The following is a 16535-nucleotide window of genomic DNA, read 5'->3' on the forward strand; positions in this document are numbered from 1 at the left end:
CTCGACGTCTCGGTCCAGGCGCAGGTGCTCGACCTGCTGGAAGACCTCAAGCAGCGCCTGAACCTCGCGATGCTGTTCATCACTCACGACCTGCGCGTTGCCGCCAAGATCTGCGACCGCATCGCCGTGATGCATCGCGGTGCCATCGTGGAGATGCGGCCCACGGCCGACCTCTTCCGGCAGCCGGATCACGCCTACACTCGCTCGCTCCTCGCGGCGGTGCCGGGCCTGCAGCCTATTCAGCCCTGATAGCACGACGGCCTGCGAGACGGCCGAAGCTCCCAGACGACAGACTGACGGATGCTTTCGGTAAGCGCCAACGGCAATCCCGACGAATGGGTTGGGTCGGATGCGGAAGGTCTGCTTCTGGACAGACGGTCAAAGTCCGGTTGCCACCCAATCCGGTCTTTGACACTTGTCGCGCGATTGTTGGGCGGTGAACATCTCGTATAAGGCGTCGCGCTTCCACAGCTACGGCCGCATGCCTACATATCGCTCGTGCCCGTCCTCATAGCGCTTGGCGCCGCCCTCCTGTTCGGTTTCGTGTTCGGCTCCCATTGGTGGGTGCGCCGGGCGATGCAGCAACACGCCACGGAGCGGCCGGACTTGCCCGGGACTGGCGGCGAACACGCCCGCCATCTGCTTGACCTGGCATAGCTGGAGCACGTCCCCGTCGAGATCGCGCCAGCCGACCACTACGATCCGGTCGCGAACATCGTGCGGCTATCGCCGGAAAACTATGATGGCCGCTCGATCACGGCAGTCGCGGTCGCGGCGCACGAGGTCGCCCACGCGCTCCAGCACGCGGCGGGGGACCGGCTCCTCGCGGCGCGGGTGAAGTTCGCACCGGTCGTGCGGGGCTTCGAGTTCGCCGCGGCCGTAGTGATGATGACTGCGCCAGTGGTGCTAGCCTTCGTCCATTCGCCTGTCCTGCTCGCCTTACAGGTGGGTATCGGCATCGCGCTCCTCGGCGTTCGCCTCCTATTCCACTTCCTGACGCTACCCGTCGAACTCGATGCAAGCTTCCGCCGGGCCCTGCCCATCCTGGAAACAGGTCGCTTCCTCGACGCCAGCGACATGCCCGGTGCCCGCACTGTACTGCGCGCCGCCGCCCTCACATAGGTGGCCTCGTCACTCGTTGCGCTCGTGAAAATTGCGCGCTATCGGCGACTCCTCCCGTTCTAAAACCTCCCAGGCGAGCGTCTTATTCTTCAGCCGCACTTACTTGGAAGCGCACCATCTATTTCCGGTCAGACCCAATCCGCTGCTTGGCTCACTTATGGGACGGCAGGGAACTGGGCGCAGCGGCCTGCAGTAGGCCGCTGCGATCTTCTTCAAATGTCAGTCTGCTCGGACATAACCAGCGCGTCGTCTGCCTCAATGCCGAGGTAGCGCACTGTGCTCTCCAGCTTGGTGTGCCCGAGAAGCAGCTGGCAGGCTCGCAGGTTGCCCGTTCGCCGGTAGATGAGCGCGACCTTTGTCCGACGCAGGCTGTGCGTGCCGTAGCCCGCGGGGTCGAGCCCAATCAGCGCCACCCACTCATCGACGAGCCGGCCATACTGGCGCGTCGTGAGATGCTCGCCCGGGCGGCTTCGGCTCGGGAACAGCCAGTCCCCGGCACGTAGACCCCGCAGCTGCAGCCAAGCCGCAAGCGTCTCGCGGGTGGTTTCGGTCAGCTCGAAGGGTACGGGCCGACCGGTCTTTTGCTGAACGATGGTTGTGCGCAGGCGGACGCCGTCACCGAGGTGGACACCGGCTACGCGTAGGCGAACGAGATCGCAGCCGCTCAGTTTGCTGTCGATGGCGGTGTTGAACAGGGCGAGATCGCGCGTGCGGCCCTCGTGCTGCAAGCGAGTGCGGATCGCCCAGATGTGCTTGGCTGGAACGGAGGCTTGGGGCCAATGAGACGGCCGAGGTTTCACGGACGGCGAGCGGTATCGCTGGCTGGAGGCATGATGGAACTCCTTCTAAGGAGCCATCAGCATCTCACCGCGATCCGCCCGTCGTAGCGGCGCGCTCTGGGCTGGAGCGGATAGTTAGCTCGAATCAGGCGTGTCGCGACAAAGAGGTATGCGCTCGGTATCGGCCGCTCGTAGAAGAGGCTCATGCCCGATGCCCTGTTCTCGCCGGCCGCAGCTCGCAACGCCGCCTTTATCACCGAAGTCCTCAAGCGCGTTCTCCCGCCCAGCGGTCTCGTCCTCGAGATCGCGAGCGGGTCCGGTGAGCATGCCGTCCATTTCGCTCGCGCGCTACCCGCGCTCGTCTGGCAGCCCAGCGACCCCGACGAAGCGGCCCGTCGCAGCATCGTCGCCCATGCCCGCGCCGCCGGGTTGGCGAACATCCGGTCGCCGCTGGCGATCGACGCGATCCGTCACCCGTGGCCAGCGGCGTGGGCTGATGTGGTCGTCGCGATCAACATGATCCACATCGCACCCTGGGACGCGACCATCGGGCTGATGGCTGGCGCGGAAGCGACGCTCGCGGAAGGTGGTGTCCTCTACCTCTACGGTCCTTTCCGGGAGGATGGCGCGCACACCGCGCCGAGCAACGCCGCGTTCGACGACAGCCTGCGCGCGAGGAATGCCTCCTGGGGGATCCGCGACATCGAGGCAGTCGCGGCCGCCGCCCGAGCGCACGATCTGCATCTGGCCGAGCGCGTCGTGATGCCGGCCAACAACCGCAGTCTGATCTTTCACCGCGGGCGCCGAGGCTCCGCGGTCGATAGGGATTCCGCGGCTTGATCCCCTTGCGCCTGACCAGCGCGGTCGTCGTCGGTGCGTCCGGCGGCATAGGCGGGGCCTTGATCCGCGCCCTCGCCGAGGCTGCGGCCTACGCGCCAATCTTCGCGCTCTCCCGCTCGGGGGCGTCAGTCCCGCAAGGCGTCCGAACCGTTCCGATCGACCTGTGCGACGAGGCGACGATTGCGGCGGCGGCGGCCAGGGTCGGCGAAGCCGGACAGGTCGGTCTGGTCATCGTCGCCACCGGCCTTCTTCACCGGGCGGGCGTCTCGCCCGAGAAGACGGTCAGGGCGCTTGACCCTGCCGCGATGGCCACCGTCTTCTCAGTCAACACGATCGGCCCTGCGCTCGTCGCCAAGCACTTCGTACCCTTGCTGGCGCGAGGGGAGCGATGCGTGTTCGCGGCCTTGTCGGCGCGGGTCGGATCGATCGGCGACAACCGACTCGGCGGTTGGTACGCCTACCGCGCCTCGAAGGCGGCGCTGAACCAGATTCTGCGAACGCTCGCGATCGAAGTCGCCCGCAGCCGACCGGAGGCGATCGTTGTAGGCCTACATCCGGGCACGGTCGCCTCCGACCTGTCGCGGCCCTTCCGGCCAGACCCAACGGCCGATGGTGTCCTCTCGCCTGAGGAGAGCGCGGCGCATCTCCTGCGCGTGCTGAGCGGTCTAGGCGCGAACGACACCGGCGGCGTCTTCGCCTGGGACGGCTCGCCGATCCCCGCCTAAGTGCGGTTTCGGCCCGAGCGGAAGCGCGGGGCGGCGCCATACGACCGTTCGGAGCTGAGATCACTTACGACATGCGCCATTAGCGGACATCAGCCCACTGCCCAGCAGCGGACATTCAGTTTCAAGTAAGCGACCGTCTGGTGCCGAAGGCCGCGACCGACGCGATCGTCTCGGCGATGGAGAGCGGCCGGCCGGCGCTCAATGCCGCCCGGCGTGCGTTCGGGCTCCCGCCGGTCGCCACCGCCTTCGCGCATTTCGAGCGGGCCGAGCGGGTCCTGCTGGCGATCAGCCAGACCTTCGATTTCGACACGGCGATGCTCCCCGCCAATTACCGCTACATCGGCCCGCTGCTCGACGAGCCGGTCTGGTCGCGGGGGGCCCGGACCGCGTGGTCTGGGTTGGGCCGGCCGCGCATCCTCATCGCCGGCAGCACCGGTGCCCAGAACCAGACCGGCCTCCTCCGGCGGATCGTGCGCGCCGTCGGGACAGTCGAGGCCGAGACCATCGTGACCACCGGCCCGAATGTGGAGGCCGGGGACCTGGACGCCCCCGACACCATCCGGGTCGTGGCGACCGCCTCCCACGACGCCCTCATGACCGAGGCCGACTTGGTGATTTGCCAGGGCGGCCACGGCATCGTCAGCCGCACGCTGCTGCACGGCGTGCCGCTGCTGGTGATCCCGCTCGCCCGCGACCAGGCCGACAACGCCGCCCGGATCGCGCTGCGTGGCGCCGGCCTGCGCCTGCCCGGCGCGGTGAGCCCGGACGAGATCGCGGCCGCGATCCAGCGGCTCCTGGCGGAGCCCAGCTTCCGCACGGCCGCCGGGACCCTCGGCGCTGCCGTGCGGGCCGACATCGAGGCGGGCGGGCTCGTCCGCGAGATCGGCGCGATGGTCGCCGCGCACCGGGATGCCGCGTCCCGCGACGGAGGCCGGCTTTGGGCCTGAAGGGGATTGCCGCCGTGCCGGCGCGGCCCCGCATCCGCCCCGACTCGCGGACCTTCTCGGCGCTGCTCGGGCTGCTCGCGGCGCTTCCGACCTTCGGGATCGACATGATCCTGCCGAGCCTGTCGGAGACGGCGGCGGCGATGCACGTCCCGACCGCCGCGATGGGCGCGGCCATGGCCGTCTACCTGCTCGGGCTCGGGGCCGCGCTCCTGGTCTACGGGCCGGTCTCGGACCGGCTCGGACGCCGGCCGGCGATCGTCTGCGGCTGCCTCCTGTTGATCGGAGGCAGCATCGGCTGCGCCGCTTCACGGACGCTGCCGCATTTCCTGCTGTTCCGGGCCGTCCAGGGGATTGGCGCGGCCGGTCCCGGCATGGCGGTCTTCGCGATGGTGCGCGACCTATTCACCGGCGAGGCGGCGCGCGCCCGGATGTCGTTCGTCGTCCTGACCGTCAACGTCGTGCCGATGGTTGCCCCGACGCTGGGGGCCAGCCTGATGGATGTCGGGGGCTGGCGCCTGATCCACGCCGCGCCGGCCGCCGCCACCCTGGTGACCCTAGCGGCGATCCCGCAGATCGACGAGACCCTGCGCCGTGCTCCCGGTCCGGCGCCGGCCGGGATCCTGGGCGGCTATGTCGGGATCCTGGCGAACCGGGCCTTCCTCAGCCACGCCCTGTGCAACGCCGCGGCGGCGGGCGCGGTCTTCGCCTACATCACGGGCTCCGCGCTGGTGTTCATCGGCGCCCTCGGGTTCAGCCCGTCGGCCTACGGGCTCGTCTTCGGGGTGAGTTCCCTGTCGGTAATGAGCGGCGCCGCCCTGAACGGCCGACTCGCCGCCCGCGGCATTGGCCCCCGCTGGGTGATCGGCGCCGGGCTCGCCGGGGCCACCGTCGTGGCGGCGATGCTCCTCGTCGATGCGCTGGCATGGCCGCCCTCGGGGGGGGCGGTGATCGCCGCGATGGAGCAGGAGGCGACGGTGCTGTTCGCCGACATCCGCGACTTCACCGGACTCTGTGAAACCCTATCGCCGGGCGAAGTCGCGGCGTTCCTCGCCGAATTCCGCCGGCGCGCGGCGAGGGCGATCGAGGCGGCGGGCGGCCTCGTCGACAAATTCGTCGGCGACGAGGTCATGGCCGTCTTCGGCGTGCCGCGCGCGGCACCCGAAGATACGGATCGCGCCGTCGTAGCGGCCCGCTCTCTGGCTGCCACTATGCTGGCCTGGAGTTGTGAGCGGGCGAGGGCGGGTCTGCCGCCGGTCCGCATTGGGGTTGGCCTTCACCGCGGCCCGGTTTTCGTCGGCACCATCGGGGCGGAGCGCGTCGAGTTCACCGCGGTGGGCGATACCGTCAACGTGGCGCGCCGCCTGGAGCAGATGACCCGCACGACGGCCTGCGACTGCGTCGCCTCGGAAGCCGTGGTTCGATCCGCGACGTCCGGCGAGGCGCGGATCGTCGCCGTCCAGCCCGTGCGCGGCGCAAGTGTCGTCCTGCGCCTGTTCGCCATCGCTCTGGCCCCATAGCGGCCGGGTGCAATCTTAAAGGGACCGGGATTCATCCGCATGATGGGCGAACAGGTTCGTCGAGGCCGGGTCTGGAAGTGCCGTCTGGCCGCCTTCCTCGGATCGGCCGTTCTTCTGGCCGGTTTGGCCGGCGTGGCCGGCGTCAATCCGCGTCTCCTCAAGCCGAACGCCTACGCGTCCGACACGTCGATCGAGACGCGGCCGGCCTTCCATGATCCTGCGCTGCTGGCGCGGGCTTGGGCTCTTCCGGTAGCGGCGTACCGGAGACGGCCTTACGAGTACCAGAGCAATCCGAGCTTCTGTGGTCCCCCCACGGTGGCGAACCTGCTCCGCTCCCTCGGCGTCGATTTCTCGCAAGCCGACGTGCTCCGGGGGACGGCGTTCCAACCCTGGTTCGGTGTGCTCTTAAACGGGCTAACGCTGGACGAGTTGGCCGACCTGATACGAAGGCGGCTCGATCGCCCGGTCCATGTCGTGCGCGGTCTCACGTCGCCGGCATTCCGCGGTCTGATGAAGAGCGGCAACGATCCCGACAGGCGACTAATCGTCAACTTCCATTGCGGCCCCGTGTTCGGCCGCGGCGCCGGGCATTTCTCTCCGATCCTCGGATATCTGCCGGATGCGGACTTAGTCTTCGTCGGCGACGTCAACGGCGACTACCGGCCCTTCCTGATCGACAGCGAGAGCCTTTGGCGCGCCGTCGCGACGCGCGATAGCACTTCGGGCAAGACGCGCGGCTTGCTGATCGTCGATACGACCCGGCATTGAGGCTGGGGCGCACCGGTCGAGGGCTGGCGTCAAACCGTCGCTGCGAGCGCTCTGGAGGACGGTCGACGGGAGACTTCCGATGGATCTACCTCGGTCGCCTCTGGGCGCGCCCGGTCAGCATTCGGGGAAACGGGGCGGCCCGTCGCCGACCATGCAACCGTAACGCCATCGGTTCGTGGGGCGGGCCCCACGCAGGGGTGGCGGGTCCCGTACGGCCGACGGCCCGGCTCAAGCCGGCTCACGGCCCTTCTAAGGTTGTCTCGGCGTAGCTGGCGCGCCTCTGTCAGGCCATGAGACGATGGCTCGCGTCGCCCGGGATCTCGGAACGGATCAGGCCGCGCTGAATTCGGCGACGAGGCGGTCCAGCGTTCCGAGAATCGCAGCCGGCGTATCGATAGCCGCCATATCCGCCGCGATCGCCCGCGCGCGCTCGGCGAAGGACGGCTCGGTCAGGACCCGATCGACCGCCGCGCGCAGGTCTCGAACCTCAGGCCGCTGCGACGGGATCTCGATGCCGACGCCCGACCACGCCACCCGGGCGCCAACCTCGGCCTTGTCCTCGGTGCGCCCCGCTGCCACGATCGGTACGCCGGCTTGAAGAGCCAGCTGCACAGTCCCGTAACCGCCATTGGTGACCAGCAAGTCGACCTTCGGCAGGAGCACCGCGAAATCGAGGAACTCGGCAAGACGAGCATTCCCTGGGATCGGTCCGCGCACGTTCCCGATCGGTCGGAAGCCGGTGGTGACGAGCACCAGCAGATCGTCGCGCGTGCAGAGCGCCGCTAGGGTCGGCTCGATCAGTTCGCCGAGATCGGCGTTGGCGATTGTCCCCTGGGTCACGAGCACGACTTGCTTGGACCCGTCGAGTTCGCCCCACCAGTCCGGCAAGGCGGCGTCCCGCTGAGGCGGAGGGGGCAGTGCGCCGACGAACCGGACGTGGTCGGGCAAGCCTCCGAAATCGTACTCGAACGCCGGTACGGTCGTCTGAAGGAAGGCATCGGCCATGAGATGGCGCGAATGCAGCACCGAGCACGGCAATGGCGGCAAGCCCATCCCGGCGAGCTTGGCATCCGCGTAGGCGCGGACCGGCGCACCGAATACACGTTCGGCTTCGATTGCAATGGCCGCGTACGTCGCGCGTGCAGCCTCGTCGCACGCCGGCGGCAACCCGATCATCGTCGGGGCCCCGTCCGGCCTGTCGGCCACCATGATCGTGATGCTGCAGGCGACGATCGGTGGCCGGGGCGTCCCCTCGTCCAGGAACAGGGCCGTCGCGCCGAAGAACAGATCGTCGACGACGATGATGTCGGGACGTTCGGACGCGATGATCTTACGCAGCGTCTCGGTCTGCGGCGGCATCGGGTCGAGGAAGATACGCTCGAAATTGTAGCGGAGCTGCTCCGGGCCCGGGGGTAGACTTGCGCGCTCGGGCAACACGTCCTCGATCCGTGTGAAGTCGATGTCAGCGCCGGCGGCGAGGGGCAGGAAGCGGGCACCGGACTTCTCGACGGACGGGCGTAGGTACCCGGCCGTAGTCACCAGCGCCTCGTCGCCGCGCGCCAAGGCCATGCGCGCGATGGCTAGCAGCGGATTCAGGTGGCCGGCGGCCGGCGTAGCGGCAAAGAGGATTTTCATGGATGACCCGTGACGGCGACAAAGCAGGTACTGGTCGGTCGTACGCGCTGCACTGTTCCGTGCTCGGCGGTGAACGACGGTCTACGCTCCTGACCGGGTGTCTGCGCCTTGCGCATGACCGCAGCGTTTCGCCTGTCGGCGATAAGGTTACGGGCGTAATGTCGGACGACCGAGCATTCGCCGCTGCTTCGCGTCGGCTCTGGTGTTCCTCCCAGGATTCGTGCGCCCTTCAAAATAGCAGGAGACGCCTTGTCCTCATCGCATGGTGTCGAGGGTGTGCCGTCCGCTTCTCTGCGTTTCTGCTTCGAAGCGGACAAGCCACGTTCGGCCAGATCCCGTCGTTTCAGATCGCCCGTCTGGACGACTGTGATGAGGGGTTTTGAGACTGGCAGCTTTTGGAAGGGGGATTTTTAAAAGCTGCCACCCCGCGCCTTAAGCGACCGCAGGTCCCTGGAACTCAATGCCGTGCGCAGCGCAGGCTGCGACCACCGCCGCGACCTCCTCGTCGGTCGGCTCGGCTTGTAGCGGTAGGCCTTCGTTTTGTGCAGGTCGGGCTAGCCTGCGGATCATCGCCTCGAACCGACCCGTCGTCATCGAGAGGAACCGGGCCTCTGGCGAAACGATACGGAACGAGTGCGGGGTCCCACCCGAGACCGTCAACGCGTCGCCCGGTGCCAGCCGGCGAACCTCATTGTCGATCTGCATGCGGACTTCACCCTGCAGGATGTAGAAGCTTTCATCCTCGTCATGATGGACATGAAGCGGGACGGCAAAGCCTTCTGCCATATGGTGCTCGATCAGCGAGAGACGGTTGGCATTGTCTTTCTGCGACAAATGGATGGTCAGGCGGGCAGTGGCAAACCAGAGAGCTTCGGCCATGTGAACGTCCTGTCGGTATGGTTGTCGTTCTCCAGAGCTACCGTTTGCGATCCGCCGGGATAAGATCGATGATCGTACATCCCTTGGCGGATTGGCGGGCACATGAAGACAACCGATCCGCTTGCCGGCATCATAGCGTTCCTTGCCGTTGCCGAGCGGGCGAGCTTCACGAGCGCAGCTGAAGACCTCGAAATGGGCCGTTCAGCCGTCGGTGCGCAGATCCGCGCCTTGGAGGCGCGCCTAGGCGTCCAACTGCTACAACGCTCCACGCGCGCCGTGCGGCTGACGGAAGCCGGCGCGGTGTACAGAGAGGCTCTCGCCGACATCCAGGAACGTGTGCGGGATGCCGGGCGAGCTGCAACGGCCTTCCAGACCGAGGCGGTCGGCCGCCTACGGATCGCAGCGCCTCCGGACCTCGGACCCGATCACGTCGCCCCAGTGGCCGCGCGCTTCCTAACCGAAAACCCGGCCGTTTCGATCGATCTTCAGCTATCGACCGACGCAGTGGACTTAATCAGCGACGGCTTCGATCTGGCAATCCGCGGTGCGCTTGCTGTCGAGCCGACGCTTGTCACGCGGCAGATTGGGTCATCCCCGATAATCGCATGCGCGTCTCCGGCATACCTCGACCACCGCGGCGTACCGGTGACGCCGCAGGACCTAACGACGCATGCTTGCCTTCATTTCTCTGAGCTGCGGTGGGGCCGCAGATGGCGGTTCGACCGGGATGGTGAAGTTGCCGCCGTTTCGATCCTGCCCCGGCTGGAATGCAACAACGGACCAACGCTGCTGGCCGCCGCCCTTGCAGGAGCGGGCATAGCGCTCGAGCCCGCCTTCGTAGTCGGTCCGGCAATCCGCGCCGGCACGCTCGTACCAGTTCTGACAGACTGGCGTTTGCCGGTCATACCGCTGCACGCCGCCTACCCGGCCAACCGCAACATCGCCAGCAAGGTGCGTAGCTTTGTGACCATGTTGGCGGCCGCCTTTGCCTCTCACCCCGACCTCGGCGGCCCACCGGGGTGACCGGGACGAAATCGCCATCGACGGAGGTCGCTCGCAGTTCTGATCGGCTGCCCTCCACGTCCTGTGGTAGAGCGAGAGTGCTTTAAGATCCGCGGGATGGAGAAACAGGATGGCCCCTACAACGCTGGGTAGATCCTTACTCTCGCTCGCTGCTGTCAGCTTGCTCGGCGCCCCGGCGATCGCCCAGACCGGACCAACGGAACAGACCCTTGTTGCAAGAGATCGGGTGGTGACTCTGTCGCTCGGGGACGGTTTGAACCAGCACGTTCTCTACGACGCACCACCTCATCCCCGAGCGACGCTCGTCATGCTGCCGGGTGGGTCTGGCGACATCGGCGTTCAGCGCGACGGCGATCTGCGCCACGATGACAATTTCGTCGTCCGCACGCGGGCCGACTGGGTGGCAAGGGGCTACGCCGTGCTGATCCCCGACACGATCGATCACGCGACCCTGCGGGGCGTGCGAAGCTCCCCAGAATATGGCCGGCTGGTAGAGGGTTTGGCGGCCTACGCCCGAGCCCATGCGCCTGCACCCGTCTTCCTGGTCGGTACCAGCCAAGGGACGATAGCGGCGATGAACGGAGCCGCCCACGCCCGGCTGGGCCTCATTGCGGGTTTGGTGTTGACCGAGTCCGTGTCAGTGCCTGGACGACGAAGCACCGAAACGGTCTTTGACGCGGATCCATCGGGCGTGCGCATTCCGGTGCTGGTCGTGGCAAATCGCGACGACGCCTGCAACGTGGCTCCGCCTGAGATGGCCCCACGCATCGCTGCGGCCATGACGCGCTCGCCGAGCGTTCTGGTCCTATCAGTCAGCGGCGGCATGCAACGTTCGGACAGAGCCTGTGGTTCGCTCTCACCCCACGGCTATTACGGCATCGAGCAGAAGGTGGTGGGCGAGATTGCCGGTTGGCTCCAAACCCACGGTGGCTAACTTCCGAACTCGTTAGTTACCAACTAAACGAGGCCGGCAAATACCACGCGGGTCGCCCCGAAGCACGGGCTCGCGCGCGCTCGGGGAAAGCCGGTTTAGATTGGAATGAGTTCGCGAGCTGGGCCGCCGGTCTCCTTGCCACGACCCTGAGCATAGCCCGGCAGGGCCGGGTTCCGAGCGTTTCCGCTATCAGTGTTCATGCTGCCGAGCCAGCTGGCGGAGCGCGCTGGCGCCACTATTGAGCCGGTAATCATGGGGCCGTCCGTCGGATGCGGGACGGGGCGGGCCTGAGAGGCACCCGCCAGAGCAGCGAGGGTGCAGGCGGACGCGACTGCGACGGCCGAGAAGGTCTTGATTATCATCATGGCAAGTCTCGGTTGTCCTATGCTCGATCCGACTTCGTCGAGCAGCGATGCCGGACAGACGACGTCTTCGCTGGCTTATTCCGCGCTTCATCGAAAAATTCTGATTCCGCCTCCGGGCCAGCACTGGTGAGATCCGAGATACGATGAGCCGGTGAAAGTTTTCGGTTCGCGGCTGGAATAATCTCGAAACGGCAGCGTCCATGCCTCAGTCGCCAGCCCCGGAGCGAGTCTGCACCGGTCGACCTGCAACGGAGGAGTCCCGCCCATGCCAGGAGACCGGACATGACGGACATGATGCGCCTTATGGAGCCGCTGATCCCGGCCCTGCGCCGCTACGCCCGTGCTCTCCTACGCAATCCCACCGACGCTGACGATCTCATGCAGGATTGCCTAGAACGGGCCGTCGGTCGGTGGCACCAGCGCCAAGTCGATGGCGACACGCGGACCTGGCTCTTCGCCATCCTCCATAACCTCGCCGTGACGCAGATGCGCCAGCGCTCTCGGCGCGGTGCGCACATGCCGATCGAGGATACGGCAGAAGCCAACCTCGCTGTGGCACCCACACAGGAGAGCGGCCTTCGCCACCGCGACCTCATGAGCGCGCTCGATGCCCTGCCGGAGGAGCAGCGCAGCGTCCTCCTCCTCGTGACGGTGGAAGGACTGTCCTACGCCGAAACCGCCGACATCCTTGCCATCCCAACCGGCACCGTGATGTCCCGCCTGTCACGGGCCCGAGACCGGATGCTCCAGCTGATGGACGGCGCGGAGGCGGCCGTTCCCGCCAAGCGCCCGCTTCTGCGAAGGGTGAAATGACCATGCGTCCCATCAGCGACGACGATCTCCAGGGCCTCGTGGATGAGCGGCTCGATGCCGCCCGGAGGCGTGAGGTTGAGGCCTATCTCGCCGAACATCCCGAGGCGCGAGCACGGGTCGACCGCCTCGTCGCCCTCGGCGAGGGGATGCGTGCCGCCTTAGCGCCCATCGCCGCAGAGCCGGTCCCTGCCCAGCTGAACCTGACGCGGATCGTCGAGGCACACCGTCGCCCGCAACGTCCAGTCTGGCAGGCGATGGCAGCCGGGCTGCTACTTCTCCTCGGCGGCGCCGGAGGCTGGGGCCTGCGCGATGCGGTCTCGCCGGTGCCGACTGGGATCGAGGCGTTGGCCCAGGCGGCGAGCATGAACTACGCGGTCTATGCCCCAGACCACACCCGTCCGGTCGAGCTCGCCGCAGCCGACCGGGACGAGCTTGCCGGCTGGTTCTCGGCCCGGCTCAGGCGGCCGGTGGGCGTGCCGGACCTCAGCAGCTCCGGCTATCACCTCATGGGCGGACGCCTCGTCGCAACGGCCCAGGGGCCAGCCGGGCTGCTGATGTACGATGACGGGCATGGCGCGCGCTTCGTGATGCTGATGCGGCCGATGTCCGTGCCCAGCGACGCGCCGATGCAGTCGCACATATCCGCGACGTCGAACGGCTACGCCTGGGCTCAGGACGGGCTCGGCTACAGCCTCGTAGGAGCGGCCGACCCGGCGGTCCTTCACCCGCTCGCCAATGACATCCGACGCGCCACCGCGAAGAAGATCTGAAGGCCAGCTATGTCCCTCCTTAACGACCTGACCGGCGCTAGTCCGGCTCTCAACCCGCGCGCCGTCATCCTGCGCCTCGGTGCCATCGGAGGGCTTGTCGCCGCCGCCGCCGGGGCCTTCGCCTATGCCGGTGGCTGGTTCTCGCCGGGCGCCCTGACCCAGGCTCGGATCGTCGACCGCTTCGAGCAGGTCAACGGCCCGCATCCGGGGTTCCGACGCAACCACGCCAAGGGGCTCTGCCTAGCCGGCGGCTTCGAGAGCAGCGGCCGGGGCGAGAGCCTGTCGAAAGCGTCGCTGTTCACGGCGGGCCAGATCACCCCGGTCACCGGGCGCATCGCGCTCGCAGGCGGCCAGCCCTACGCAGCGGATGCATCGACCACAGTGCGCAGCCTCGCACTCCGTTTCCAACTTCCCGACGGCGAGCAATGGCGCACCGGCAACAACGACATCCCGGTCTTCCCGGTGCGAACCCCGGATGCGTTCTATGCCCAGCTTCTCGCCGCCAAGCCCGATCCGGCCACGGGCAAGCACGATCCCGAGGCACTTAAAGCCTTCTTCGCCGCGAACCCGGAGAGCACGACGGCAGCGGCCTTGATCAAGGCGCGCACGATCACCTCCGGGTTCGCCGACGACACCTTCCGGGGCTTGAACGCCTTCCGGTTCGTGGCCGGAGACGGCACGGAAACGCCCGTTCGCTGGGCGTTCGTGCCGGAGCAGGCCGCCACAGCCGAGAGTGCGGCTCAGACCGCACGTGCGGACAAGAATTACCTGTTCGACGACTTCGAGTCCGCGGTCCATCGGGCGCCCGTCCGCTGGCACCTCGTCGTCTCCCTCGGCGAAGCAGGCGATCCCACGGCGGACGCGACGCGTCCCTGGCCGGCCGAGCGGACGCGCGTCGACCTCGGGACGGTGATCGTGACCGCGACAGAGGCGGAGGCCGACGGCAATTGCCGTGACGTCAACTTCGACCCCCTGGTCCTGCCCACCGGCATCGCGGGATCGGATGATCCGCTGCTGAGCGCGCGCTCGGCAGCCTACGCGCAATCCTTCACGCGACGCGCCGGTGAGCCGAAAGCGCCGAGCGCCGTCCACGATGTCCCCGCTGCAGGAGCCGGATTGTGAGCAACACCACGCACTTCAACCGACGGGCCCGGCTGCTGCACTGGACCATGGCCGGCATGATCCTGGCCATGCTGTTCATCGGCGTGGCGATGGTGACCTCCCTCGTGCACTATGATGCCCTCGTGGCGCTGCACCGTCCCCTCGGCATCGGCATCCTGATCCTTGCGGGGCTCCGCCTCGTCAACCGGTGGCGCCACCCGCCACCCGAACTGCCGGCGGACCTTCCGGGCTGGCAGCGACAGGCGGCGCACGCCTCGCACATCCTGCTCTACGGATTGATGCTCGGGCTGCCGCTTATCGGCTGGGCGATGCTGTCTGCAGCCGGCTACCCCATTGGGCTTGCTGGCTCTGTGGTGCTGCCGCTAATTCTGCCGCGCGATCCCACGGTCTACGCCTGGCTGCGTCCGCTTCACACAGTGCTGGCCTACGCATTTTTCGGTCTCATCCTTGCCCATCTCGGTGCCGCGCTGTTGCACGGGCTGATCCGCCGGGATGGTGTCTTCTCCAGCATGACTCGAGCTCGGCCGTCTCGCGTTCATTGACACGGCAAGGAGCGGCCCACAAAGCATTGATGACGACGACGGAACAGGCTGTTTGATCGATGTCAGTTTCGTCGTCACCCACGACGCGAGAAAAGTTGGCTCGGCCTAAAAGCCCGGTGGCGGTCAGTCGATGAATTTTGAGACGTTGCGAGTATCTCGGTTTGGCTTCTGGATCATCGGGCCGGTTATCGGCGGGTTGGCCGGCCTCCTCTACACCGTCATCTTCGACGTTGGGTTACCAACTGCATCAGCGGTCCGCGGCATCTTCATCGGAGCGCCAATCCTGTTCTACGAGCGCGGCCTGTTTCTGCAGAGGCTGCGAGCGCGAATACGCCACGCAGCTACGCCGCTCTTTGCAGCAGCGACGGTCGCAATCTATGTGGTGATGATCGTCATCGGCAACGCGATCGCCGGATCAATACTCCACCGTGTATTCGGATATATGCCGAATGCTCGGGTTGCGATGATGCTGTCAAATTCTGGGTTTGCCTACTCATTAGCAATTTCAGCACTCGCGGCATTCGTGTTTCGGGTCCGTGACCTCATCGGCCCGCGCGTTTTCACTAACTTGCTACTTGGTCGATATCATCACCCTATAAGTGAGGAGCGGATTTTTCTGTTCTTGGACGTGGTTGGATCGACTAGATTTGCTGAGTTGCACGGCGACCTTGCAGCCCAGAAATATCTCGGCGCCATCTTTGGCGCGCTTGCTGGGCCGGTCGCGCGCGCGCGTGGCTCGATTGACGATTACGTTGGTGACATGGCGCTGGTGAGCTGGACAATAGCTCAGGGCGCCCGTGACGCCGCTTGCCTACGCTGTGTCTTCGACTTCGCTCAAAACCTCAGGGAGAACTCTGCCGACTGGCAGGCACAGTTCGGCCAAGTGCCAGAATTTCGGGCCGCTCTCCATTGCGGCTCCGTCGTGACCGCTGAGGTCGGCCTCGCGCATCGTAAGATCGCGTATTTCGGTGATACCTTGAACACCACCAGCCGCCTTGAGAGTCTCGCGAAAGAACTTCGAACCCCTGTGCTGGTATCTCGGGATTTGCTCAAGAGACTCGGCGAATTTCCACGTGATCTGGTCACCAATGATCTGGGATCATACCACGTCCGTGGTCGGCAGGAAACGCTTTGCGTCGCCGCGGTCCAAGAGCGATCGGAAACGTCACTCTACTCCGCAGGCTCATAAGTACATGCCCCCCTAGAAAATCGAAACGCGCCGAGAAATATATCCTTTTCCTGCGACTGGATACTAGGAGGTATATCAAACGACCTACTATTTAATGGCGGCTTCGCCTGCGCCCTAAGCTCTTGTTCGATGTCCGGTTTCGGAAGTAGGAGCCGTGGCCTTAAACAGCCAGCTTGGGTCGTGAGTGGACCGAGGGCACGGGTAACATCCGCCAGATTTGACACCGTTCTGCGCCCCGTTCCAGCATCTGCTCCAGTGACGGCCGACTAACTGCGTTGCGGCATCCTAAGTGTGGGCCTCATAATGCGTGTCGGCTCGCAGCGGGGGAGATGCCCCCCCCCCCCCCCCTCCCAGCCCGTGATCGGATCGGGGGGCGGGGCCGGGGGCCGACAATCGTCAATCGGTCACGCCGTGCCGATCCCGGACCCCATCCCGTACCCCGGCCCCGGGTCTGCGTAGGCGATCAAAACGTCCCCGCGCACCGCCCAGGGTACATCGACGCTATCGCGGGGTTTTCAGAACATCTGCCCGATCCCCACGGGCGTACGCCGGGGATTGCCCTGCG

14 protein-coding genes and 3 pseudogenes are annotated in these 16535 nt (G+C 66.6%); 14 read left to right on the forward strand and 3 right to left on the reverse strand.

From position 1 onward, the window contains the following. A pseudogene (locus tag MKK60_RS05960) lies at positions 1-249 on the forward strand (ABC transporter ATP-binding protein); the annotation flags it as partial. Between the two features lie 249 nt (positions 250-498). Further along, a pseudogene (locus tag MKK60_RS05965) lies at positions 499-1185 on the forward strand (zinc metallopeptidase). A 149-nt stretch (positions 1186-1334) separates the two neighbouring features. On the opposite strand, the pseudogene MKK60_RS05970 reads toward MKK60_RS05965, so the two are convergent. Continuing rightward, positions 1335-1903, reverse strand: a pseudogene (locus tag MKK60_RS05970) (tyrosine-type recombinase/integrase). Between the two features lie 202 nt (positions 1904-2105). Between MKK60_RS05970 and MKK60_RS05975 the strand changes: the two are divergent. The 5 genes from MKK60_RS05975 (at position 2106) to MKK60_RS05995 (ending at position 6698) form a co-directional block, all read left to right on the forward strand. After that, positions 2106-2741 carry a DUF938 domain-containing protein gene (locus tag MKK60_RS05975; protein ID WP_243949572.1) on the forward strand — a complete coding sequence of 212 codons (636 nt, stop codon included), beginning with the start codon at positions 2106-2108 and terminating at the stop codon, positions 2739-2741. Further along, a complete protein-coding gene (locus MKK60_RS05980; protein ID WP_243984367.1) occupies positions 2741-3466 on the forward strand; it encodes an SDR family NAD(P)-dependent oxidoreductase in 726 nt (241 codons plus the stop codon). The genes MKK60_RS05975 and MKK60_RS05980 overlap by 1 nt, the downstream gene beginning before the upstream one ends. Positions 3467-3606: 140 nt before the next feature. Next, positions 3607-4413 carry a glycosyltransferase gene (locus tag MKK60_RS05985; RefSeq protein ID WP_243984339.1) on the forward strand — a complete coding sequence of 269 codons (807 nt, stop codon included), beginning with the start codon at positions 3607-3609 and terminating at the stop codon, positions 4411-4413. 14 nt (positions 4414-4427) lie between these two features. Then, positions 4428-5930 carry an MFS transporter gene (locus tag MKK60_RS05990; protein ID WP_243984341.1) on the forward strand — a complete coding sequence of 501 codons (1503 nt, stop codon included), beginning with the start codon at positions 4428-4430 and terminating at the stop codon, positions 5928-5930. Positions 5931-5969: 39 nt separating this feature from the next. Continuing rightward, on the forward strand, positions 5970-6698 hold the full coding sequence (locus MKK60_RS05995; protein ID WP_243984343.1) for a phytochelatin synthase family protein: 729 nt from the start codon (positions 5970-5972) through the stop codon (positions 6696-6698). Positions 6699-7028: 330 nt separating this feature from the next. Here the strand turns inward: MKK60_RS05995 and MKK60_RS06000 are convergent, their stop codons facing one another. Both MKK60_RS06000 and MKK60_RS06005 read right to left on the reverse strand, forming a co-directional pair. After that, on the reverse strand, positions 7029-8333 hold the full coding sequence (locus MKK60_RS06000; protein WP_243984345.1) for a glycosyltransferase: 1305 nt from the start codon (positions 8331-8333) through the stop codon (positions 7029-7031). Positions 8334-8765: 432 nt separating this feature from the next. After that, on the reverse strand, positions 8766-9212 hold the full coding sequence (locus MKK60_RS06005; RefSeq protein ID WP_243984347.1) for a cupin domain-containing protein: 447 nt from the start codon (positions 9210-9212) through the stop codon (positions 8766-8768). 102 nt (positions 9213-9314) lie between these two features. Here MKK60_RS06005 and MKK60_RS06010 point away from each other — a divergent pair, with 102 nt between their 5' ends. The 7 genes from MKK60_RS06010 to MKK60_RS06045 all read left to right on the forward strand — a co-directional run bounded on the left by MKK60_RS06010 (position 9315) and on the right by MKK60_RS06045 (position 15970). Then, positions 9315-10235 (forward strand): LysR family transcriptional regulator, encoded by a 921-nt coding sequence (locus MKK60_RS06010; RefSeq protein ID WP_243984350.1) that lies wholly within the window; start codon positions 9315-9317, stop codon positions 10233-10235. A gap of 229 nt (positions 10236-10464) precedes the next feature. Further along, on the forward strand, positions 10465-11169 hold the full coding sequence (locus MKK60_RS06015) for an alpha/beta hydrolase (RefSeq protein WP_243984352.1): 705 nt from the start codon (positions 10465-10467) through the stop codon (positions 11167-11169). A 647-nt stretch (positions 11170-11816) separates the two neighbouring features. After that, positions 11817-12347 (forward strand): sigma-70 family RNA polymerase sigma factor, encoded by a 531-nt coding sequence (locus tag MKK60_RS06025; RefSeq protein ID WP_243984354.1) that lies wholly within the window; start codon positions 11817-11819, stop codon positions 12345-12347. 2 nt (positions 12348-12349) lie between these two features. Continuing rightward, a complete protein-coding gene (locus MKK60_RS06030; RefSeq protein ID WP_243984357.1) occupies positions 12350-13117 on the forward strand; it encodes an anti-sigma factor family protein in 768 nt (255 codons plus the stop codon). Positions 13118-13126: 9 nt separating this feature from the next. Further along, entirely contained in the window at positions 13127-14239 is a 1113-nt protein-coding gene (locus MKK60_RS06035) for a catalase family peroxidase (protein ID WP_243984359.1), read from the forward strand. Next, positions 14236-14781 carry a cytochrome b gene (locus MKK60_RS06040; RefSeq protein ID WP_243984362.1) on the forward strand — a complete coding sequence of 182 codons (546 nt, stop codon included), beginning with the start codon at positions 14236-14238 and terminating at the stop codon, positions 14779-14781. The genes MKK60_RS06035 and MKK60_RS06040 overlap by 4 nt, the downstream gene beginning before the upstream one ends. A 130-nt stretch (positions 14782-14911) precedes the next feature. Then, complete coding sequence (locus MKK60_RS06045) at positions 14912-15970, forward strand: adenylate/guanylate cyclase domain-containing protein (protein WP_243984364.1); 1059 nt, start codon at positions 14912-14914, stop codon at positions 15968-15970. Positions 15971-16535 lie beyond the last annotated feature (565 nt).

Source organism: Methylobacterium sp. J-092, from assembly GCF_022829325.1.
Lineage (GTDB): Bacteria > Pseudomonadota > Alphaproteobacteria > Rhizobiales > Beijerinckiaceae > Methylobacterium.

Bases quoted from the DNA above. Each gene is read 5' to 3' on its own strand.
- MKK60_RS05975 (WP_243949572.1), top strand. From the start codon at position 2,106: ATGCCCGATGCCCTGTTCTCGCCGGCCGCAGCTCGCAACGCCGCCTTT.
- MKK60_RS05995 (WP_243984343.1), top strand. From the start codon at position 5,970: ATGATGGGCGAACAGGTTCGTCGAGGCCGGGTCTGGAAGTGCCGTCTG.
- MKK60_RS06000 (WP_243984345.1), bottom strand. From the start codon at position 8,333: ATGAAAATCCTCTTTGCCGCTACGCCGGCCGCCGGCCACCTGAATCCG.
- MKK60_RS06005 (WP_243984347.1), bottom strand. From the start codon at position 9,212: ATGGCCGAAGCTCTCTGGTTTGCCACTGCCCGCCTGACCATCCATTTG.
- MKK60_RS06010 (WP_243984350.1), top strand. From the start codon at position 9,315: ATGAAGACAACCGATCCGCTTGCCGGCATCATAGCGTTCCTTGCCGTT.
- MKK60_RS06025 (WP_243984354.1), top strand. From the start codon at position 11,817: ATGACGGACATGATGCGCCTTATGGAGCCGCTGATCCCGGCCCTGCGC.
- MKK60_RS06030 (WP_243984357.1), top strand. From the start codon at position 12,350: ATGCGTCCCATCAGCGACGACGATCTCCAGGGCCTCGTGGATGAGCGG.
- MKK60_RS06035 (WP_243984359.1), top strand. From the start codon at position 13,127: ATGTCCCTCCTTAACGACCTGACCGGCGCTAGTCCGGCTCTCAACCCG.
- MKK60_RS06045 (WP_243984364.1), top strand. From the start codon at position 14,912: ATGAATTTTGAGACGTTGCGAGTATCTCGGTTTGGCTTCTGGATCATC.